The sequence below is a fragment of the Flavobacterium sp. genome, from assembly GCF_041392085.1.
Classification (GTDB): Bacteria; Bacteroidota; Bacteroidia; order Flavobacteriales; family Flavobacteriaceae; genus Flavobacterium.
In genome coordinates this window covers 279,809-300,442 of record NZ_JAWKMW010000005.1, presented here as the reverse complement: position 1 = coordinate 300,442, position 20,634 = coordinate 279,809, and the positions used below count along the sequence as shown (strand labels likewise).

General features: G+C 34.9%; 17 protein-coding genes and 1 pseudogene. 8 read left to right on the top strand and 10 right to left on the bottom strand.

Annotation, left to right across the window (positions count from 1 at the left end; genetic code table 11):
- The first annotated feature begins 3 nt into the window (after positions 1 to 3).
- From R2782_RS04285 to radA, 3 genes are read left to right on the top strand one after another with little or no spacing between them, the layout of a single operon-like run.
- Positions 4 to 966 (top strand): YbhN family protein, encoded by a 963-nt coding sequence (locus R2782_RS04285; protein ID WP_371266834.1) that lies wholly within the window; start codon positions 4 to 6, stop codon positions 964 to 966.
- 60 nt (positions 967 to 1,026) lie between these two features.
- A complete protein-coding gene (locus tag R2782_RS04280) occupies positions 1,027 to 2,175 on the top strand; it encodes an alpha/beta hydrolase (protein WP_371266833.1) in 1,149 nt (382 codons plus the stop codon).
- The gene (radA, locus tag R2782_RS04275; protein WP_371266832.1) at positions 2,176 to 3,534 is read left to right on the top strand and encodes a DNA repair protein RadA; all 1,359 of its coding nucleotides are present in this window, start codon (positions 2,176 to 2,178) and stop codon (positions 3,532 to 3,534) included.
- Between the two features lies 1 nt (position 3,535).
- Here radA and R2782_RS04270 read toward each other — a convergent pair whose 3' ends face one another.
- A complete protein-coding gene (locus tag R2782_RS04270; RefSeq protein ID WP_371266831.1) occupies positions 3,536 to 4,291 on the bottom strand; it encodes a LytR/AlgR family response regulator transcription factor in 756 nt (251 codons plus the stop codon).
- Positions 4,288 to 6,054, bottom strand: coding sequence for a histidine kinase (locus R2782_RS04265; protein WP_371266952.1), 1,767 nt, complete (start codon positions 6,052 to 6,054; stop codon positions 4,288 to 4,290). Before R2782_RS04265 ends, R2782_RS04270 begins: the two co-directional genes overlap by 4 nt.
- Before the next feature lie 182 nt (positions 6,055 to 6,236).
- On the opposite strand from R2782_RS04265, the gene R2782_RS04260 reads away from it, so the two are divergent.
- Positions 6,237 to 7,556 carry a hypothetical protein gene (locus R2782_RS04260; protein WP_371266830.1) on the top strand — a complete coding sequence of 440 codons (1,320 nt, stop codon included), beginning with the start codon at positions 6,237 to 6,239 and terminating at the stop codon, positions 7,554 to 7,556.
- Positions 7,557 to 7,583: 27 nt separating this feature from the next.
- Positions 7,584 to 8,759 carry a hypothetical protein gene (locus R2782_RS04255; RefSeq protein WP_371266829.1) on the top strand — a complete coding sequence of 392 codons (1,176 nt, stop codon included), beginning with the start codon at positions 7,584 to 7,586 and terminating at the stop codon, positions 8,757 to 8,759.
- Between the two features lie 76 nt (positions 8,760 to 8,835).
- Here the strand turns inward: R2782_RS04255 and R2782_RS04250 are convergent, their stop codons facing one another.
- Positions 8,836 to 9,456, bottom strand: coding sequence for a DUF6705 family protein (locus R2782_RS04250; RefSeq protein WP_371266828.1), 621 nt, complete (start codon positions 9,454 to 9,456; stop codon positions 8,836 to 8,838).
- A 13-nt stretch (positions 9,457 to 9,469) separates the two neighbouring features.
- Positions 9,470 to 10,642, bottom strand: a complete 1,173-nt coding sequence (locus R2782_RS04245; protein WP_371266827.1) for a hypothetical protein — start codon at positions 10,640 to 10,642, stop codon at positions 9,470 to 9,472.
- Positions 10,643 to 11,716: 1,074 nt separating this feature from the next.
- Here R2782_RS04245 and R2782_RS04240 point away from each other — a divergent pair.
- Positions 11,717 to 13,093 carry a PQQ-dependent sugar dehydrogenase gene (locus tag R2782_RS04240; RefSeq protein ID WP_371266826.1) on the top strand — a complete coding sequence of 459 codons (1,377 nt, stop codon included), beginning with the start codon at positions 11,717 to 11,719 and terminating at the stop codon, positions 13,091 to 13,093.
- A 167-nt stretch (positions 13,094 to 13,260) separates the two neighbouring features.
- Here R2782_RS04240 and R2782_RS04235 read toward each other — a convergent pair whose 3' ends face one another.
- From R2782_RS04235 to R2782_RS04225, 3 genes are all read right to left on the bottom strand, one after another.
- On the bottom strand, positions 13,261 to 14,295 hold the full coding sequence (locus R2782_RS04235) for an NADP(H)-dependent aldo-keto reductase (RefSeq protein ID WP_371266825.1): 1,035 nt from the start codon (positions 14,293 to 14,295) through the stop codon (positions 13,261 to 13,263).
- Between the two features lie 92 nt (positions 14,296 to 14,387).
- On the bottom strand, positions 14,388 to 15,353 hold the full coding sequence (locus R2782_RS04230) for an OmpA family protein (protein WP_371266824.1): 966 nt from the start codon (positions 15,351 to 15,353) through the stop codon (positions 14,388 to 14,390).
- Between the two features lie 25 nt (positions 15,354 to 15,378).
- On the bottom strand, positions 15,379 to 16,140 hold the full coding sequence (locus R2782_RS04225) for an exodeoxyribonuclease III (protein WP_371266823.1): 762 nt from the start codon (positions 16,138 to 16,140) through the stop codon (positions 15,379 to 15,381).
- A gap of 178 nt (positions 16,141 to 16,318) precedes the next feature.
- Between R2782_RS04225 and R2782_RS04220 the strand changes: the two genes are divergently transcribed.
- Positions 16,319 to 18,112 (top strand): GNAT family N-acyltransferase, encoded by a 1,794-nt coding sequence (locus tag R2782_RS04220; protein ID WP_371266822.1) that lies wholly within the window; start codon positions 16,319 to 16,321, stop codon positions 18,110 to 18,112.
- Between the two features lie 34 nt (positions 18,113 to 18,146).
- On the opposite strand, the gene R2782_RS04215 is transcribed toward R2782_RS04220, so the two are convergent.
- From R2782_RS04215 to R2782_RS04205, 3 genes and pseudogenes are all read right to left on the bottom strand, one after another.
- Entirely contained in the window at positions 18,147 to 18,470 is a 324-nt protein-coding gene (locus R2782_RS04215) for a TM2 domain-containing protein (RefSeq protein WP_371266821.1), read from the bottom strand.
- Positions 18,471 to 18,513: 43 nt separating this feature from the next.
- Positions 18,514 to 18,906: a VOC family protein gene (locus R2782_RS04210; protein ID WP_371266951.1), complete on the bottom strand. Its 393-nt coding sequence runs from the start codon at positions 18,904 to 18,906 to the stop codon at positions 18,514 to 18,516.
- 15 nt (positions 18,907 to 18,921) lie between these two features.
- Positions 18,922 to 19,866, bottom strand: a pseudogene (locus tag R2782_RS04205) (2-hydroxyacid dehydrogenase); the annotation flags it as partial.
- Between the two features lie 69 nt (positions 19,867 to 19,935).
- Between R2782_RS04205 and R2782_RS04200 the strand changes: the two are divergent.
- Positions 19,936 to 20,589: a hypothetical protein gene (locus R2782_RS04200; protein WP_371266820.1), complete on the top strand. Its 654-nt coding sequence runs from the start codon at positions 19,936 to 19,938 to the stop codon at positions 20,587 to 20,589.
- Positions 20,590 to 20,634: the final 45 nt, after the last annotated feature.

The following is a 20,634-nucleotide window of genomic DNA, read 5'->3' as shown; positions in this document are numbered from 1 at the left end:
CCTTTGAAACAGAATATTGGTAAATGGCTATCTATTTTACTTCCTATTCTACTAGGATTGGCATTGGTTATCTATACTTACAATAAATTTACACCCGAACAATTAGAAGAAATTAAACTGCAGTTTAAAAATGCTGATTATTTCTACATCTTTATTTCTTTACTAATCAGTGCCCTAGCATTATGGTCAAGAGGTTACCGTTGGAAATATTCTCTCGCTCATCTTGGATATCATCCTAAAATTTCTACAAACGTTATGGCGGTTTGTATCGGCTATTTTATTAATATGTCTATTCCCCGTTCTGGTGAGGTTTCACGTGCCTTGATTTTAAAAAAATATGAAGATGTTCCGTTTGACAAAGCTTTTGGAACCATTATTGCAGAGAGGGTTGTGGATACTTTTTTTTTATTTTCATTTATAGCATTAGCTTTTTTTCTGGAATTTAATGTATTAAAAGCTTTTGTTTTAGACAAGATTCCATTCGAAAAACTAATATTTATTACAGGGGTTGGAACTTTTGCATTGATAGCTTTAATCTTACTGTTCCGGTACTCGAATTTTAAGATAATCCTATCCATCAAACAAAAAATCTCAGGTTTAGTAGAAGGTGTTTCAAGTATTTGGAAAATGGAGAAAAAATGGGCTTTTCTTTTTCATTCTCTACTGATATGGGCAAGTTATTTCTTTATGTTCTATATCACCATTTTTGCATTACCCGAAACCAGTAATCTAAATTTAAGTACTGTTGTCATTTCATTTATTGTTGGTGGTATTGCTATTACTTTGACCAATTCGGGGTTTGGTGCCTATCCGTTCTTAATGGCAGAGATTCTATTGCTTTACAACGTTCCTGAAACTGCCGGAACTGCTTTTGGTTGGTTAGTGTGGACTTCTCAAACACTTATGGTGGTCATTCTAGGCACATTATCATTTTTATTACTCCCTATTTTACACAAAAACAAATAATTTACTATCTTGCTTTCGAAAAAAATTAGGCCTAATCTTAATTTCCAAAACCGAAACACGATGAAATTCATTCCATTCCTATCTGTTTTTTTGTTTTCCCTGTATAGTTATGCTCAAAAAACCGTTGTCCCCTTTTCTTCTGAAAAGTTAGGCGGAGACCGGGATATTTACCTATCACTTCCGCCCTCTTATGACAGGGATGAAAACCAAAAATTTCCTTTGCTTTTAGTGCTAGATGGCGAATATCTATTTGACCCTTTTCAAGGGGCTTTAAAATTCGGAAATTACTGGGATGATTTACCGGAAGTAATCTTAGTAGGAATTTCTCAAAACAAAGAAGAAGAACGGTATGCTGATAGTGAATTTGATGAAGAAAGCGGTCTGCCAATTGAAACAGGGACTAATTTTTTTGATTTCATTGGAACAGAGTTAATGCCTTATTTACAAAAAACATACCGAATTGCTCCTTTTAAAATAATTGCAGGTCACGATACAACTGCCGGTTTTTTAAACTTTTTTTTGTACAAAGAGAATCCTATTTTTGATGCCTATATTTCTTTAAGTCCTGAGTTAGCATTAGATATGGAAAATAGAATTCCAGAAAGACTAAATGCTATTGCTAAACCAATTTATTATTACCAATCAACATCAGATGGTGATTTAAAAAAAATTCAAACAAGAATAAAAGCTTTAGACGAAAAAACAAAAACTATTCAAAAAGAAACACTCAATTATAAATTTGATGAATTCTTAGGAGCTTCCCATTATTCGTTGGTTTTGCATTCAATTCCGAATGCATTATATCAATTTTTTGCTGTTTATCAACCCATTACGACGAATGAATTTAATGAAAAAATTGTTACGTTAGAATATGGCTATGTTGAGTATTTGAAAGAAAAATATAATACGCTCGAAAAAACACTCAACATCAAAATGCCCATTCGTTTAAATGATTTTAGAGCAATTGAAGCGGCTATCGTGAAAAATAAAATGTATAACGAATTTGACGAATTAGCTATTCTTGCAGACAAACATTACGGCAAAACAATGCTGTCTGATTATTATATGGCTCAGATGTATGAACGAAAAGAAGATTATAAAAGAGCCCAGAAAAAATATTTAAGTGCTTTTCAAAAAGAACCTATTGGGGATTTAGATAAAGACATGATGTATGACAAATCGGAAGAAATGAAGCAATTAATGAACTAAATGGCTAAAATAAAAACCTCCTTTTTTTGTCAAAATTGCGGTACACAATATTCCAAATGGCAAGGACAATGTAACGCGTGCAAAGAATGGAATACCATTGTGGAAGAAGTCATCCAAAAAGAAGAAAAAACCAGTTGGAAGTCCACTTCTGAAGTAAAAAAAGCTCCCAAACCGCTCCGAATTAAAGATATAGATTCTTCACAAGAAATTCGTCTCGACACTTCTGATGGCGAATTAAATAGAGTGCTTGGTGGCGGATTAGTACCCGGTTCTTTAACCCTTTTGGGTGGCGAACCCGGTATTGGGAAAAGTACATTATTACTTCAAATTGCTTTAAAATTACCTTATAAAACCTTGTACGTTTCCGGTGAAGAAAGCCAGAAACAAATAAAAATGCGTGCCGAACGAATTGAAAACCGTTTTGAAAACTGTTTTATTCTTACGGAAACCAAAACGCAAAACATCTTCAAACAAATTCAAGAAATGGAACCGGAGATTGTCATCATCGATTCCATTCAAACCTTGCATACCGATTATATTGAATCGACTGCCGGAAGTATTTCACAAATTCGCGAATGTACCGCAGAACTTATCAAATTTGCGAAAGAAACCAATGTTCCGGTATTGTTGATTGGACATATTACAAAAGACGGAACGATTGCTGGGCCCAAAATTTTGGAACACATGGTCGATACGGTTTTACAATTTGAAGGCGACCGCAATCACGTCTACCGAATTCTACGGTCGCTCAAGAACCGATTTGGCTCCACCGCAGAAATTGGCATTTATGAAATGCAAGGTTCAGGTTTAAGAGAAGTCGCTAATCCATCGGAAATATTGATTTCGAACAAAGATGAAGAACTTTCAGGAACAGCAATTGCTTCAACCCTTGAAGGCATGCGACCGTTGATGATTGAAATTCAGGCTTTAGTCAGCACCGCAGTTTACGGAACGCCACAACGCAGCACGACCGGTTACAATGCCAAACGATTGAATATGATTTTGGCGGTTTTAGAAAAACGTGCCGGCTTTCGTTTGGGAGCAAAAGACGTATTTTTAAATGTGACAGGCGGAATTTCTGTCGATGATCCTGCAATTGATTTAGCAGTGGTTGCCGCTATTTTATCTTCCAACGAAGACATTCCGGTGGGAAAAGATTTTTGTTTTGCGGGAGAAGTAGGTTTAGCCGGAGAAATTCGTCCCGTAAACCGCGTAGAACAACGCATTTTGGAAGCCGAAAAATTAGGTTTTTCTACAATTTTTGTTTCGAAATACAATAAAATTTCGTTGAAAGAAACATTGATTCAAGTGAAATTGGTGGCGAAGATTGAAGATGTGGTAGGAGAATTGTTTGGGTAGTTTATTTAAATTTTTTCAAAAACTCCTCCTTATAACCCAACGAAATCTCAATCTCCGTTTCATCAAAAAGCGTGACATATCCGCCTAACGATTTGTGATACGATTTTACAAAATTTAAATTGATGATGTGTGATTTATGTACTCGCATAAACGGAAACTCCAATAATTCATCAAAATGTTTCAAAAAACGACAGACCATTTTTTTGGTTCCGTTGGCCAAATGAATATTGGTAAAGTTGCCATTGCCTCGCAAACGGACGATTTCTTCCATTTTCACGACTTCAAAACCCTCTAATGTAGGTAAAATCACTTGTTGTTTCTCGATTTTAGTCTCGCGGAAATTTTGAACAATGATTTGATTTCGATTAAACAATTCCTGCTTCATCAATTGTTGTTGCACTTTGTTGACGGCCAAAATCAATTCTTCTATGCTGATGGGTTTCAATAAATAATACGCCGCACTTTGGTTCAACGCCTTCAACGAATATTCGGAAAAAGCGGTGACAAAAATGGTTTCAAAATGCAAATTCTTACAGCCTTCCAACACATCAAACGCATTTCCAAACGGCATTTCTACATCTAAAAAAACCAATTGCGGTTGCAGTTCGTGCAACAACGGAATGGCTTCCCGACTGTTTTCTGCTTCGCCAATAATCTCGATTTGCGGACAATATTTTGCCAAGTAATTTTTCAACGCTTCGCGAGCCGCCGACTCATCTTCGACAATGACACTTTTTATTTTTTGAAAATCGTTCATACAATTTTGGTGGTTTTAGAAAAATAAAGTGTGACCAACGTTCCGTTTCCGTCTGAACCGCTGGAAATGGTATACGAAATCTGCTGATGATACAAATCGTTCAGCAAATTAATCCGTTCTTCCACATTGTTCAAGCCTCTGGATTCGTGCACTTTTTGATTTTGAGTTTTCAATTCCCTGCTTTTCTCAACACCAATGCCGTCATCTTCAATCAAAACTTTTATCAACTGATTATCTTCTGTAAAAGTCACTTTCAATTTTCCTTTGGTTTCTCGGTAACGCAAACCGTGCCAAATAGCGTTTTCCAAATGGGGCTGAATCAACATATTCGGAACCCAAATCGCATCTGCATCCAACTTTTCATCTATTATAATTTCATACTCAAATTTGTCCTGAAAACGTAAATGTTCTAAATCTAAATATTTTTTAATCTGCTCTAATTCATTGGCTAACGAAATAAAATCTTTGTTCGATGTTTCCATCATATTTCGCATCAAATTGGAATAGGAAGTCAAATATTTATTGGCTTCCAACTCATTATTTTGAGCAATAAATTGGTTTACACTATTCAAACTGTTGAAAATAAAATGCGGATTCATTTCTCTTCGTAACGATTGTAGGGCAATTTTCTTGTTCTTGGTTTTGATGGAGAACAACGCTTTTGCAATCAGTCCCAACAAAATCAACATCAAAATCACGGAGCCAATCAACACATAATTGAATTTATTTTTCTTCGTAATCAACTCATCTTTCAACGCACGTTCTTTCTCCAGCTGTTTGATTTTTTCTTCCGTAACTTGAAAAATTTTCGCATCTACCAACGAACTGTCTGCTTGAATCATGCGGTCAAAATCATTCAGAAATTGATCATACAATTCAATTGCTTTTGCTTGATTGCCTTTTTCTCGATAATAATCTGATAAAGCCAACATTGCTTTCTTTGCATCAAAAGTACGTCCGTTTTTTAACGCCAGTTGATACGTTTTTTCCAATAAAACAATCGCATCGTCTTGGTTTTCATTTTTAAAATACAACCCGGCCAACGCTTGCTGCTGCTCAATTTGTTGCGAAACACTTCCGATTTTTTCCGCTTCCGAAATGGTGTTTTTGGTGATTTCAATCGCTTTATCCAAGTTGTTTTCCGAAGCATAGACTTTCGAAATCTCACTTTTTATTTTTAGAACTTCTTCCGGTTTATCTTTGGAAACAGCAATGGCCTTTTCATAATTTTCAATTGCCATTTCTTTGTTTTCTGATTTTAAATCGACTACAGCTTTTTGTTTATACACTTCCGCGGCATCATCCAATTTTCCTTCTTTCTCCAAAATTTTGATGTTGGAATCTAAATAATCCGCTTGTACTTTCGGACTTTTATTTTGCAATCGGCTCGCATCATTCGAGTTCATCCTTGAATAACCAACATCTACCGCCTCTTCACTCGCCGATTGATAGTTTTTGATTGCGTCTTTCACTTTGTTTTGCTTCTCCTGAACTTGAGCAATCGATCGGGTTGTACTCGCTATTTTATCTTTATTTTTTTGCTTTTGATAAATCAGCAAAGCTCTTTTCAGATAGTCTTCCGCTTTGGCGTAATCTCCTTTTTTATCCAACTCATTCGCCAATTCTACATATTTATCTGCGGTACTTTCTGGATTACTTTTAGACAATGTTTGCTCCACTTCCTTGGCTTTTTTGCTCACAGAAGATTTGCTCAATTTGGTTTTGACACTGTCTTGAGCCATCATGACCAAAGGAAAAAACATTGCCAATAGTACTATTTTAAATCGGATAACCATCTCATTTATATTATAGTGTAAAGTACGAAAATTAATTCGGGTTTAAAAAACGATTTCACCAAGTCAAAAAAGGGTTTCACCAAGTCGACCAAAGTTGAATTTGTATGAAAAGTAATTTTATCAAAAAAATTAATCAAAATCAACATAATATGAAAACAAAAATCATGCTTGGAATGTCTGCTTTAGTAAGTTGTGTTCCGTTTATTTATTTGTTAGGAAATGATTCAGCATCAACAAAAGAACTTCCCAAAAAAGAAATCACTCAACACGAAATGATGGAAGACGAAGAACAACCGTGTGTATTTATGTCTTTGATGGGCGAACAATCTATAGAAGGTTCAGCCACAGTAAAAACGAATTCTAAATTCATGGAAACCATTTCCAAAGGGGAAGAATGGCTCATTCAAGCTCAAAATGCCGATGGTGGCTGGGGAGCCGGTGCACGCAACAATCAATCGGAAAGAAATCCACACGCTGTTTCATCTGACCCGGCTACCACGGCAATGTCGGCAATGGCATTATACCGTTGTGGATTTTCTATGGAAAAAGGTCAGCACAAAGAAACCCTTAAAAAATCTGTTTTATTTCTGTTAAATGAAATCGAAAAGAACCAAAATTCTCCCTACATCACACAAATCAGGGGCACGCAAATTCAAGGAAAATTAGGCGAACACATTGATGCTATTCTCACGTTGCAATTTTTTAACCAATTGCTTCCTACTTTGAATGATGACTTAATGAAAAAAAGAGTGAAAGAAGGCATTCAGGTTTGCGTGGATAAAATTGAAAAATCAATGGGCGATTCCGGTAAAGTGGGGAGCTCGGGTTGGGCTGGGGTTTTACAATCTTCGTTTGCTAATTCAGGTTTAGAAATGGCGGCTAAAATTGAAGATATAAAAGTGAATAAAAACAAAATTCAACAAGCCAGAGCATACCAAAAAAGCAATTACAATCCTGAAAGTCAATCCGCTAAAACAGAGGATGGTGCGGGAATTATGCTCTATGCCGTGAGCAGTTCGGTTAGAAATAGTGCCGAAGAAGCCAAAGAAGCCGAACAAGTCTTTAAAAAAGCCAAAGCCGAAGGCAAAATCGAAAGAGATGCTGTTTTAAACGAGCAAAATTTAGAACGTTTAGGCTATTCCAAAGAAAAAGCAAAATCGTATGATGTGGCAACAAAAGTGTATCAATCTGCGAAAGTTACTGCTATGCGAGAAGATGTATTGAATGGATTTGGAAACAACGGTGGTGAGGAATTCTTGAGCTTCCTTCAAACCGGTGAATCGATGGTAGTGAATCACGATGATGATTGGAAAAAATGGTACGACAACATTGGTGGTCGTATGATGCAAATTCAAAATGCAGACGGTAGCTGGAACGGTCATCACTGCATTACGAGTCCTTCGTTTTGTACAGCGACTTGCTTGATGATACTTTCGATAGAAAATGACATTAAAAACCTTCAAAAATAATTTCAACAATTTAAAAAACACAATCTCATGAAAAATTTAGTTTTAACCTTTGCTTTACTTACTTCTATGGTGATGTTTAGCTGTGAAAAGAAAATCAACGCTGCTACTCTTGCAGAGAATACAAGTGGAAAAAACAGTCAACAACAAGAAGAAACCACTTCAGAAGGAACCATTCAAGTTGCTTTATTGTTAGACACGTCGAACAGCATGGACGGGTTGATAGAACAAGCCAAATCCCGTTTGTGGAACATTGTAAATACCTTGACTACCTTAAAATACGAAGGAAAAACACCCGATATTGAAATTGCGTTGTATGAATACGGCAACGATGGATTGAGCAGTGTTTCCAATTTTATCCGACAAGTCACGCCGTTGACCAATGACTTAGATTTAATTTCGGAGAAACTTTTCGCTTTGCGTACCAATGGTGGTAACGAATATTGCGGAGCGGTGATTCAAGATGCGTCGCAAAAACTGACCTGGAAAGACGGCATACAAAACATGAAACTCATTTATATTGCCGGAAATGAACCGTTTACTCAAGGTACCGTCAACTACAAAGAGGCGATTGCCGATGCGTTGAAAAAAGGCATTTACATCAACACCATTTATTGTGGTGGTGCAGAAGAAGGTATTCGCGGGTTGTGGAAAGACGGTGCCGATGTGGGACAAGGCAAATATTTCAATATTGATTCCAATGCCAAAGTGCGGTATATCGTGACACCGTATGACGACCAGATTTCACAATGCAACGTGCGGTTGAACAAAACGTATATCGGGTATGGTTCTAAAGGAGCCGAGAAAAAAATGGCTCAGGAAGTGCAAGATGCCAATGCTCAATCCATTTCGGGAGCTAATTATGCCGAAAGAGCGGTGAGCAAATCTAAAGCCGTGTATAAAAATGACAGTTGGGATTTGGTGGACAAAGCCAAAAAAGACAGTAAAGTTTTAGACAACCTTAAAAAAGAAGAGCTTCCGGCAGAGTTAAAAAACAAGTCAAAAGAAGAAATTAAAACGTTTGTAGCCCAAAAAACCAAAGAACGCGAAACTATTCAAAAAGAAATGGATGAACTTTCTAAAAAACGCCAAGCTTATATTGATACCGAATCAAAAAAAACCAAGTCGCAAGACGATTTGGGTAATGCCATAACAACCTCTATTCATAGTGTTGCCAAAACAAAAGGTTATGTTGTAGTGAACTAATTTTAGTTGGATTGTGGTTGAACCGCCTTGAAGTAATTTGGGGCGGTTTTTTTTAAAACTATAATTTATACCTAAATTATTCTCGATCTAATATTAATTCATTCGGTATTATAAAACTTGAGGAATCAACTAGAGTTCCATCAGGACAAGTTGTTTGAGGAGCTATCTGGTTGAGTCTGTTTTTTCTTTTCCATTTTAACGTGCCAGTAGGATTATCAAGAAAACTTAATCCTCCATCAGGTATAAACTCAAGTATTAAATCAGCATCTTTTTGCCTTCTACAACTTGAAGTAGGTTCATTATAATTCAATTCTACCTTATTCGAACTTTTTATAATATTACCATAAATTAGTCCATCAGTAGGAGGTACAGGAGTTGTATTATATATTTCAGTATTATTTATTTTGTAAATCATCGTGATAGATAAATAATCTTCAAAATTTCGATCATTAAAACCAGGAAAGCCCTTTTGTTGATGCAACTTTTTTGTAATTGAAATTTTTAAATAATTTATACCATCATTATAAATCCAATTGCCTAAAAATTTAGTTAGGGTATTATTAACATCCTTATAATATATTGGACTTGAAGTATTTAATTCATTATATGTAAATTGGTTTTCAAGAGGCACAATAATTTCTTGTGCCCTAAATGTAATAAAAGTGAAAATTAGTAGTATCGTGATAGATGTTTTCATTCTTTTGTTTGTTTTAATTTGTTAAAAAATTCCAAATATAATTTCCATTTGCGTCAGTTTCTAAAGCAACAAAAAGACCAAAACCCGTGTCCAATTTTTTGAAAAAATTTATAAAATTAAGTTCAAATTTTGCATCAGCTAGATTTTCATTACAACCTCCATTACATTGTTGCTCAGTTCTTATTATTACATCTTTTTTGAAACCTTCTGAAATAACTTCTATATAAGTTCTTCCTTCACTATTTGTTGCACCATTCGTCAAATAATCATTAAAATCCTCAGCTTTTTGTGGATCTGTAACACGTAAAGCAAATAGTCCACGTCTAGAAACTAAAATAAAAGAAATGTTTCCGTCCCTAGCTAGAGGTATACCAGCATTGGCACTCTTCTTCTGCTTAAAAAATTCAGACATACCGTAAACATCCTCTATACTAAAAATTGGTGCTAATTTTTCTACTCCTCCATCTGAATTTACTTGAGAATTATTATGATGAACATGAACCCTAACTTCCGAATTTGATAAAGCATTAGGAAATTTAATACCACTAAAATTAGTTTGGGAATCTGGGATCTGATACTCTTCATACACGTTTCCAATTTGTATAGTTCCATTACTTGCAATTCTTCTAAATTCACTACCTTGTTCTTTAACAATGGTATTCAAGTTCTGTTCCATTTGTTGAATTCTCGTCTTTATTTGAGGGTTTTTTGTTTCCTCTGATAATTTATCAATATGGGTTTGAAACACTGGTGAGCTTAAAATGACATTATAAGGACTATTACTATTAGAAGGACTTGGGATGCCGTTTCCTCCACTTCCTCCTGATGGGGGATTGCTTCCGGATGATCCTCCTCCGCCAGAACTTGTTCCTTCTTCATATGACATCCAACCACAATCTGTAGAAATTAACACCCATTCATTATGAGTTCCAGAATTTCCCGCTCCTACCAACTCACCTTCATTATTATCAATACCTGTTACCAAAACCCAAAGCTCAGCACAATAATATTGAGTGATAATTCTTGAAAGTTCGTCACTATTAAAAAGTGTTGTATCAAAATCTATTGGAGTGTATTTTGTTACAGTATTAAATAGTGTGCCTTCTGTTAAAGTACTATACTGTTCTTCATTAAAACCATATTCAACAATAAATGCATCATAACTACCCTGATTATTAGACTGCAACAATAAATTTTCAATATTTTCAGTATCCGGATTATCCCTAATTATTGAAAAAATTATAAGATTGCATTCCAGTTTCTATATTAATAATGTGTTTTACAGAATTAGTATTAATAACAAAATCGAAATCACTATTGTATATAAACCTACTAAATTTTGAATTATCTATTTCTTTACTAACAGACTTACTATTAAAACGATTTAACTTCTGAATTATTTTATCATTAGATTTCAGTTGTTCAAAACTTATAATCTCAATTTTAAATGTGCTGTCCTGTTGAGTATTTAATCCTTCTAAATCTGATTCCATTTCACAGCTAACCATGCACAAAAGAATTGAAAACAAAAAGGCAGTTAAAATCAAATAATAATTTATTTTTTTCATAATAATCAATAATTATTAAAAATCAGCTTTTATATCTAAATACATAAATTATATTACAATCAAAAATTAAAATTATAAATTTATATTTTCGAAAAAGCTAAAATATAAAAAATTACTTATAAAATTATTGCATATTATTAATTAATTGTTACCTAGTGTTATTTTATAACATTATTAAAATCACAACCACACAGTAACCACCATATATAGTGTTCCTAACTCCGTGTATAGGGTTTGTTACTCCTTTTTTGGGATTCTAAACTCCATCCGTGGGGTTATGTTACGTAATAAATGGGGTTCGCAACATAAAATTTAAGTTAAATACGTAAACGTTTACGTTGTTGACGTCAAGTTTGACGTCTTCGATGTAAACGTTGGCATCAGGAACGTGAACGTTGACGTTCGCGATGTCAAATTTGGCATACACCAACGTAAAATTTGACGTCGGCAACGCCAACGATGTCGTAAACAACCTGAACGTTCACGTAAACAACGCCATCGTTGACGTTTTTTGGCTATTTGAGTAAGAAGAAAATAGATTTCTAATAGTTAGTAGATCATGCTACAATTAAAAAAAAATCCCTAAAAAGTAACGTAAATCATTTAATTTTTAACGCAATCAATCGCTAACTTGTTTCTAATTAGCATAGTTTGCATTTTTTTATTAATTTTACGTAATTCAAAAAAAAGCTATGAAAAAAATTCTACACGCATGTTTTATATTGTTTGCTGCCGTTTCGTTTTCGCAAACAATCGCTTTAGAAACGTTTGCCACCGGATTTTCGAGTCCGGTTGCCGTCGTGAATGCAGGGGATGAACGTTTATTTGTGGTGCAACGTGGCGGTTTAATCCGAATTGTTAATCCAAACGGAACCATTAATACTACGCCGTTTTTATCCTTAACATCAATCATTACAGCAGGTGGCGAACGCGGCTTGTTGGGCTTGGCTTTTCACCCGGATTATGCCACCAATGGGCGTTTATATGTAAACTACACACGTTCGGGCGATGGTGCTACCGTGATTGCAAAATATACCGTGAGTGACACTGATGAGAATATAGCTAATGCAAATAGTGGTGAAATTTTGTTAACCATTGCACAACCTTTTGGCAATCACAACGGCGGTTCGATTAATTTTGGTCCTGATGGTTATTTATATATAGGAATGGGTGACGGAGGAAGTGGTGGAGATCCAAACAATTACGGACAAAATCTCAATTCACTCTTAGGTAAAATGCTTCGTTTAGATGTAAATGGCGAAACCGGTTATACAATACCCTCAGACAACCCATATGTTGGAATAGCCGGCGAGGATGAAATTTGGGCTGTAGGTTTACGAAACCCTTGGAAATTCTCATTTGACAGACTAACAGGTGACCTTTGGATTGCTGATGTGGGTCAGAATGCCATTGAAGAAATCAACAAAGCAGCTTCCACCGAATCGGGTTTAAATTATGGATGGCGTTGTTATGAAGGAAATTCTCCCTACAACATATCCGGCTGTGGTGATTCATCCAATTATACGTTCCCGGTGGCTCAGTACACCCATGCCTCTACCGGTGGCTGCTCATTAACTGGTGGTTATGTTTATACCGGTACTACTTATCCAAACTTACAAAACAAATACCTTTTTGCCGATTATTGTAGTAATAGAATAGGTTTTATTTCTGCCGAGGGAGGGACCATTACTTGGACTCCCAATGCTTTTTCAGGTAATATTGCTTCATTTGGAGAGGATGTAAACGGTGAATTATATGTTGCCGGGATTTCCAACGGTATTATTTCTAGAATTATCGACACTAGTTTGAGTGCTAATGATTTTCAGCAAAACGGTCTAAGTTTGTATCCAAACCCTACGAGTAATTCTTTTACTTTACAAAATACTAATTTATTAGATTTAACCGAATTAACTATTTATGACTCTATGGGAAAAAGAGTAGCTAACCAAAAAATGGATAGTTTGGAATTGACTACTGTAGCCATTGATAACCTTACTTCGGGATTGTATTTTGTTTCTGTGGAAGAGGTGAATGGAGGTAATTTTACAAGTAAGTTGGTGGTGAGGTAAAGTCTAATGCTTTTCTCGTCTTGTTTTCATTCAAAGGCTGGAAGAATCTCAGTCAAAGTTTTAAACTTTTTTTGCATAACAATATGAGATTCCTCCTGCGTCGGAATGACAATATTGTGGGTATTCTGCGACTTTTAACAGACAACAGATAACCGAAAACCGAAAAATCACGGTGCCGGATTCGGAATCATCTCCTGAATCACATCAATTTCTTTTAAAATCTCTTTGGAAAGAACAATTTCATGAGCATCGATATTTTCTTTTAGTTGTTGCAAAGAAGTTGCTCCAATAATCGTACTCATCACAAATTGTTGTTGTTGAACAAAAGCCAGAGCCATTTGTGATAAAGTTAAACCATGGCTATTGGCCAATTCTTGGTATAATTTTGTGGCTTTGGTAGCATTTTCAGAGGTGTAACGTGTAAATTGCGGAAACAAAGCTATTCGTGAATTGGGTTGTACTCCATTTAAATGTTTACCCGATAAAATTCCAAAACCTAAAGGAGAATAGGCCATGAGACCGATATTTTCTCGCATGCAAACTTCGGTTAAGCCCACTTCAAACAGTCGGTTTAATAAGGAATACGGATTTTGAATCGTGGCAATGCGAGGTAAGTTGTGTTTTTCGCTTTCGCTGATAAATTTCATCACCGCCCAGGGAGCTTCATTAGAAACACCAATATGTCGAATCTTTCCGGCTTTGATTAATTCATCATAAACGGATAATACTTCTGCAATATTTTCTTCCCAATAGGTGTCAATTTCGGTTAAACCTCTTTTTCCAAACATGTTCATCACGCGTTCCGGCCAATGCATTTGGTATAAATCGATGTAATCGGTTTGCAGGTTTTTCAAACTTAAATCAACCGCTTCATTGATGCTTTTAGCAGAAAAATCGAGTGGTTTCCGGATGTACTCCATCCCACGGTTGGGTCCGGCGATTTTAGTTGCTATTACCAAATCATCTCGCTTTCCTCTTTTTTTTAACCAACTGCCAATAAAACGTTCGGTACTTCCCAAGGTTTCTTTTCGGGCAGCAATGGGATACATTTCTGCTGTATCAATAAAATTAATGCCACAAGAAACGGCATAATCCAATTGTTCGTGGGCTTCGCTTTCGGTGTTTTGTTCACCAAAAGTCATGGTTCCTAAACAGATTTTACTGATTTTTAGAGTGGTGTTGGGGATGGTGGTGGTTTTCATTTTTTTCTTTTGAGGGATTAAGATACTAAGGCTCTAAAGAACTGAGGTTAAAACCCTTAGTGCCTTAGAACCTCAATATCTCAGAACCTATTTTACAACTCATTCAACATTTTAGAAATCTCATCTAATTTTGGTGTCAAAATAATTTCGATTCTACGGTTTTTTGCTTTTCCTTCCGGGGAATCATTTGACATTAATGGAGCATATTCTCCACGCCCGGCAGCAGTAAGATTTTCTTTTAAAACGCCTTTGTTTTCAGCTAAGATGTTCACAATGGCAGTGGCTCTTTTGGTGGATAAATCCCAATTGTTTTCAACTCCACCACCCAAGGTTCCTGTGATTTTATCATTGTCTGTATGACCTTCAATCAACACCGAAATATCAGGGTTTTGTGCCAGTACTTTTCCTACCTCTACAACGGCTCTTCTACCTTCTGTCCCAACTGCCCAACTACCTGTTTGGAAGAGTAATTTATTTTCCATGGAAACATATACTTTTCCGTTTTTCTGTTCTACTGTGAGCCCTTTCCCTTCAAAACTATTCAAAGCTTTGGAAAGGGTTTCTTTTAGCTTTCGCATGTTTTCTTCTTTAGCAGAAATCAATCCTTCCAATTCATCCACGCGTTGCGAACGATCTTTTAAATCGGCTTGTAATTTGTTCAATCGATCTTGTTCGGCTGCTAATGCTTTTTCTTTGGCGTCAAGCTGAGCTAACAACTCTCTGTTTTTCTTCATGTTGGCTTGTAAAGCTTCATCTGAATTTTTCTCCAACGCCGTGTAAGAAGATTGTAAAGCCTTCAAATTATTGGCTGCAGCATCATAATCTGTTTTTAATTTATCACGTTCGGCTTTGACTTTGGCCAACTCATCTTGGTTAAGCTTTATGTCATTTTCCAATTGATTTTTAGCTTTTTCTAAGCCGTGGTTTTCGTCTGATAATTCACGTTGTTGTTTTTTTAAAGCAGCGTATTTTCCTTCTAATTCATTATACACCTTTTTAGAAACGCATGAAGCGGACAAAACCGCCATTAAAAGCAGTACAGAAACTTTTTTAATCATTTTATTTGTTATTTGAGGTTTGTTATTAATCAATTTCTACCAAAATTGGGCAATGATCTGAATGTTTGGCTTCCGGAAGAATGACCGCTCTTTTTAATCGGTTTCGCATCGGTTCACTTACCAAATGATAATCAATCCGCCATCCTTTGTTGTTGTTTCGGGCATTGGCACGATAGCTCCACCAAGAATACTGATGAGGTTCCTTGTTAAAATGTCGGAAACTATCAATAAAACCGCTTTTCATAAACCCGTCTAACCAACGGCGTTCTTCCGGAAGAAATCCGGATACAGTAGCATTTCTAACGGGGTCATGAATATCGATAGCTTCATGACAAATGTTATAATCGCCACCAATAATTAAGTTGGGAATATCAACTTTTAACGCATTGATATATTGTTGAAAATCGTCCATGTATTTGAACTTATGATCCAATCTTTCGATGTTTGTTCCGGATGGAAGATACAAACTCATCACAGAAAAATCATCAAAATCGGCTCTCACATTTCGGCCTTCAAAATCCATTGAGTCAATACCTGTTCCGTAAACTACTTTTTTGGGTTCAATTTTAGAAAGAATAGCCACGCCGCTATATCCTTTTTTTTGAGCTGAAAAATAGTATTGATAGGGGTAACCTGCATTCTCAATTGCTTCTGTCGGGATTTGGTCTTCCGTTGCTTTGATTTCTTGTAAACAAATTACATCTGGATTTGCTTGTTGCAACCATTCTAAAAAACCTTTCGTAATTGCTGCCCGAATTCCGTTGACATTATAGGAAATAATTTTCATTTGTTGTATTTGATTTCTGATTCAAAAATAGTTAAAAACCTTGAGTAACAAAACCACCTCTTTATATTATAATAAATGTTTAACAACTTATTGTTTTTATCGTTTTTTGTGAAAAGTATACTGACAGAATTACTATATTTGTTACTTCGACCAAAATTACACATACAAAAAAATTCGAATGGGTTTAGTTTCCGCTAAAGAAGTTGCAAAAGCCATAAATGTTGACAAATACGGCTTCATTGGTACCGGCATTGGTTGGCTACTGATGAAAGTATTAAAGATTTCTACACTAAACAAAATGTACAATCAAAAAAAACATTTAAAGGAATTAGATTTTCTGAATAGCATTTTGGATGAATTTCAAATAAAATTTGAAATCCCGGAAGAAGATTTAAAACGTCTCCCTAAAGAAGGTCCCTACATAACCGTTTCAAACCATCCACTTGGCGGAATTGACGGAATTTTGCTATTGAAATTAATGTTAGAGCGTGAACCCAATTTCAAAATCATTGCCAATTTTTTATTACACAGAATAGAACCAATGAAACCGTATATCATGCCGGTTAATCCGTTTGATAATCACAAAGATATTAAATCAAGTGTGGTTGGTTTAAAAGAAACGCTTCGTCACTTGAATGATGGCAAACCCTTAGGAATGTTCCCAGCCGGAGAAGTTTCAACTTACAAAGACGGTGTTTTAGTTGTAGATAAACCTTGGGAAGAAGGAGCTATTAAAGTGATTCGTAAAGCTCAAGTCCCAGTTGTACCAATATATTTTCATGCCAAAAACAGTAGATTATTTTACTTTTTATCAAGTTTAAATGATACGCTTCGAACAGCAAAATTACCTTCTGAATTATTGACTCAGAAAAAAAGGATTATCAAAGTTCGTATAGGAAAGCCTATTTCGGTCGCTGAACAAAATGAGTATGAAAATCTTGAAGCATATTCTGAATTTCTCAGAAAAAAAACATATATGCTTGCTAACGCATTTGAAAAAGGGAATAAACTTTTAGCTGCTCCAAGTTTAAAATTTCCAAAAAGTGTAAAAGAAATCGCCAAACCGGCCAACCAAGATAAAATTCTAGAAGAAATTGACATGCTGGAAAAAAGTGATTGGCGATTACTTCAAAGTAAAAATTACCACGTTTATTTAGTCACTGCTGACAAAATACCAAATATTCTTCACGAAATTGGTCGATTAAGAGAAATCACCTTTAGAGCTGTTGGGGAAGGAACAAATGAATCGTTAGATTTAGATCAATATGACAAATATTATCATCATATGTTTTTGTGGGATAATGATGCAAAAGTAATTGCGGGAGCTTATAGAATGGGGTTAGGATCTGAAATTTACGGAAAATACGGTATTGATGGTTTCTATTTACATGAATTGTTCCGGTTTGAACCTGAACTTTATGATATGATGAGTAAATCTATTGAGATGGGACGAGCATTCATTATTGAAGAGTACCAACAAAAGCCGATGCCATTGTTTTTGCTATGGAAAGGAATTGTACACACTACATTACGTCATCCGGAACACAAATATTTAATCGGTGGGGTGAGTATCAGCAATCAGTTTTCTGACTTCTCAAAATCATTAATGATTGAATTTATGAAGTCACATTATTATGACCCATGGGTTGCCCAATATGTCCATCCAAAAAAAGAATATAAAGTAAAATTAAAAGATGCTGATAAGGATTTTGTTTTTAATGAAACAGAAGCCGATTTGAATAAATTTGATAAAATTATTGACGAAGTAGAACCCGGCAATTTGCGATTACCCGTTCTGATTAAAAAATATATCAAGCAAAATGCACGTGTAATAGCATTCAACGTGGATCCTTTATTTAATAATGCGGTAGATGGTTTAATGTATATTCAAATTTCAGATTTACCCGAAAGCACAGTAAAACCTGTTATGGAAGAATTTCAGGCAGAACTTGAGAAAAAAGACAAAGGATAAAGTAAAAAAAGTCCCGTTTTGGGACTTTCTTATTTTAAAACCATGGCCGTTTGTTCGCCTGATATGTATTATAAAATTCTTCGTCTGTTTTTGTCAAATAAATTATCCCTTCTATTAAACCAATAATACCGGGAATCCAAACGATAAAAGCACCTACAATTAAGCAAAGTGTCGCGTAGCCAAGTATTGTGATTCCTAATAAAATAATACCTTCTTGATTGTATCCAAGTATGAATTTGTGTACACCAAGTGAACCCAATAATATAGCTAAAATTCCTGCTAATATTTTTTTATTTTCTTGTTTTGGCAAATCTTGATTAGGTTTATTCCAATCTTCAGTTGGTCGAGTTGTTTCCATAAAATTATTGATTAGTTGATTATGAACATAAAAATATAAAAATTTATTGAAAGGCTTTATCAATTGGCTCCCAAAGTTCAATTTTATTTCCCTCCGGATCCATTATCCAAGCAAATTTTCCGTACTCATAAGTTTCCATTTCCCCAACAATAGTTACGCCTTCTTGCTTTAACTTTTTTAAAAGTGGTTCTAAATTTTCTACTCGAAAATTTTGCATAAATTGTTTTTTTGATGGAGAAAAATAGTTTGTGTCTTCTGCAAAAGGTGACCATTGTGTTGAACAATCATTACCCTCTTTGTCTTTCCACCAAAAAGTGGAACCGTATTGATCCGTTTTTAAACCCAAATGTTTTCCATACCATTCTACTAATTTTTTAGAATCGTTTGCCTTGAAAAAGAAGCCTCCAATTCCTGTTACTCTTTTTTGTTCAGTCAATTCCTCTTTTGGAAAATAAATGGCGGTGATTTTATCAACTATTATTTGAGCTAATTTTTGATGACTTTCAAACGTCCATCCGGCAATGTGTGGTGATAGCAAAACATTATCGGCAGCTAATAAATAAGTGAAGGCTTCCGGTTTTTCACCTTCGAATAATTTTTCAAAAGAGAGTTTTTCGTATTCCAACACATCTAATCCTGCTCCTAAAATTTTTCCGGTTTGAAGAGCTTTTACTAAATCGGCAGTAACTACCGATTTTCCTCTAGCGGTATTTATAAACCAAAACGGTTTGACAAACGCTTTAATAAATTCTTCATTAACCATTTTATCGGTTTCCGGTGTCCATGGTGTGTGAAGCGAAAGCACATCTGCTTTTTGTTTCAGTTCTTCTAACGTAACTTGTTTTGCATTTTGGTCGCCTACATTGGGTAGAATATCATAGCACAGCACCTCAACATCAAATCCGCGTAATTTTTTAGCGAATGATCTTCCCATGTTGCCATAACCGATAATGCCGACCGTTTTTCCTTCTAATTCATAACCCCGATGTCCTTCGCGAAGCCAATTCCCGCTTTTTACCGATTGATTGGCTTGGTTGAGTTTATTCATCAGTGAAAGTAACATGCCAAGAGCGTGTTCACCCACCGCATTTCGATTGCCTTCAGGTGCAGCGATTAGATGAATATTTTTTGAAATGGCATAGTCACAGTCGATGCTTTCTAATCCGGCTCCTACTCTTGCAATGAATTGCAAATTGATGGCTTTGTCTAAGAAAGTTTTATCAATTTTAAACCGGCTTCGAATCACGATGCCGTGATAATCTTGAATTTTAGCTTCAATTTCTTCTTTGGAAGAAGTAAAATCTTGGTGATTTTCAAAACCTAACGCTTCCAATTGATCCCGTAAAAGTGAGTGATTGGAATCGAGGTGAAGGATTTTTATTTTTTTTGTATTCAATTTTGTATAAATTTATGTTCAAAATTAACGCAATCTATTTTAATTAATGGATTTATTTTATTCAATAACATGAAAAACATCATTTTTATATCATTTTCTTTAATTTCTTCTTTTGTGTATACACAAAAAAAATATTCGCTCGATTATGCTCTTGAATTTGAGTTAAAAAATAATTTAAAAGTCAATAAATTAGAATATTATTACAATTCAAAAGATAATGGAACAAGATTATGTCTTCTTGAAGGAGATAGTCTAAAGTATGAAATGATTTTTGCAGGAGGTGAAAATATTAGAATCAGATCATCAATGAAAAAAAATGATTTTTTAAAGGCTACTTTTATAGAAAATACATGTGATTTGATTTCTAAATACCAATATCCTTATGAAAAAAAACTAAAAAAATACACATCGGTTAACCTGAGGGATACTTTGATTGATGGTGTTTCCTATTACCATTATCAAATGAAACATATAAAAATGAAAAAAAAATATAAAACCGTTCATTTCATTGTTGACAAAAATAGTCCCGATTGTATGCCGTTTTTTTACAATGATTTATTTCAAGAAATATGGAAAAAAAACAGAACAGTACCAAATGGTTTACCCTTCATTATTTTTCACAAAAATTTTAAAGGCGAAATTACCTACAAAATGCAATTAAAAAAAGCTTATAAAATTGAAAAGTTTTTTCTAATTCCTGAAGATTGTTTGCGAAATAAATAGCTCTAGATTAATAAGTGAAACAATTGATATTTTAATTCACAGAAA

Excerpts from the sequence above, each read along its gene's own strand:
- R2782_RS04215 (WP_371266821.1), bottom strand. The coding sequence starts at position 18,470 with ATGGAAACAACTCGACCAACTGAAGATTGGAATAAACCTAATCAAGAT.
- R2782_RS04270 (WP_371266831.1), bottom strand. The coding sequence starts at position 4,291 with ATGAACGATTTTCAAAAAATAAAAAGTGTCATTGTCGAAGATGAGTCG.
- R2782_RS04280 (WP_371266833.1), top strand. The coding sequence starts at position 1,027 with ATGAAATTCATTCCATTCCTATCTGTTTTTTTGTTTTCCCTGTATAGT.
- radA (WP_371266832.1), top strand. The coding sequence starts at position 2,176 with ATGGCTAAAATAAAAACCTCCTTTTTTTGTCAAAATTGCGGTACACAA.
- R2782_RS04260 (WP_371266830.1), top strand. The coding sequence starts at position 6,237 with ATGAAAACAAAAATCATGCTTGGAATGTCTGCTTTAGTAAGTTGTGTT.
- R2782_RS04240 (WP_371266826.1), top strand. The coding sequence starts at position 11,717 with ATGAAAAAAATTCTACACGCATGTTTTATATTGTTTGCTGCCGTTTCG.
- R2782_RS04250 (WP_371266828.1), bottom strand. The coding sequence starts at position 9,456 with ATGAAAACATCTATCACGATACTACTAATTTTCACTTTTATTACATTT.
- R2782_RS04200 (WP_371266820.1), top strand. The coding sequence starts at position 19,936 with ATGAAAAACATCATTTTTATATCATTTTCTTTAATTTCTTCTTTTGTG.
- R2782_RS04225 (WP_371266823.1), bottom strand. The coding sequence starts at position 16,140 with ATGAAAATTATTTCCTATAATGTCAACGGAATTCGGGCAGCAATTACG.
- R2782_RS04265 (WP_371266952.1), bottom strand. The coding sequence starts at position 6,054 with ATGTTTTTTCCTTTGGTCATGATGGCTCAAGACAGTGTCAAAACCAAA.
- R2782_RS04220 (WP_371266822.1), top strand. The coding sequence starts at position 16,319 with ATGGGTTTAGTTTCCGCTAAAGAAGTTGCAAAAGCCATAAATGTTGAC.
- R2782_RS04255 (WP_371266829.1), top strand. The coding sequence starts at position 7,584 with ATGAAAAATTTAGTTTTAACCTTTGCTTTACTTACTTCTATGGTGATG.
- R2782_RS04235 (WP_371266825.1), bottom strand. The coding sequence starts at position 14,295 with ATGAAAACCACCACCATCCCCAACACCACTCTAAAAATCAGTAAAATC.
- R2782_RS04230 (WP_371266824.1), bottom strand. The coding sequence starts at position 15,353 with ATGATTAAAAAAGTTTCTGTACTGCTTTTAATGGCGGTTTTGTCCGCT.